This window comes from Streptococcus suis (genome assembly GCF_002964045.1).
GTDB classification, from domain to species: domain Bacteria; phylum Bacillota; class Bacilli; order Lactobacillales; family Streptococcaceae; genus Streptococcus; species Streptococcus suis_U.
This window is the reverse complement of the sequence record NZ_POPB01000155.1, coordinates 1-478: the sequence shown is the minus strand read 5'-3', so window position 1 is coordinate 478 and position 478 is coordinate 1. Positions and strand designations below refer to the sequence as shown.

Here is a 478-nt window from a genome sequence, read left to right as displayed (position 1 = left end):
TGACATGGGATCACCTGATTTCTTTTTTATTTATTAAATTGTCTGACAATTTAATTTATCTGATAATTATTATAGCACCATGATTTTTAAATGTAAAGAAAAAAATGATAATTTCTCTAAACTTTCTGAGCAAGTTGCGAGTAGACAAAAAGTAGACTTTCTTTACATACGAACATTGACAAATGAGGAATGATAGTATAATATAAAAGTTGTAAGTAAAATATAGGGGTAATATATATGAAAAAGAAATCTGTTGCTATTCCAGTAACGCTTGCTACAGGTGTTTTAGCTGTTGGGACAGTTGGTTTTCAAGCAAACCAAGTCAGTGCCGATACTATTGTTCCTACTGTCTCAGAAGAACAAGCTGCACCAGTAAAGGTTGTTAGTGAGCAAGAGCTTGCAAGTGCACAGGCAGCTGTGACAGAAGCTGAGCAAGTTGCCCAAGCTACTTCAAATACTGCTACGGCTAAGGAACAAG

Annotated in this window: 1 protein-coding gene; it reads left to right on the top strand. The window is 35.1% G+C overall.

Features of this window, described 5'->3' with window-relative positions:
- Window positions 1-237 precede the first annotated feature (237 nt).
- Window positions 238-478 (top strand): hypothetical protein (locus C1E99_RS00900; protein ID WP_153060131.1); only part of this gene is annotated, 241 nt, incomplete at its 3' end.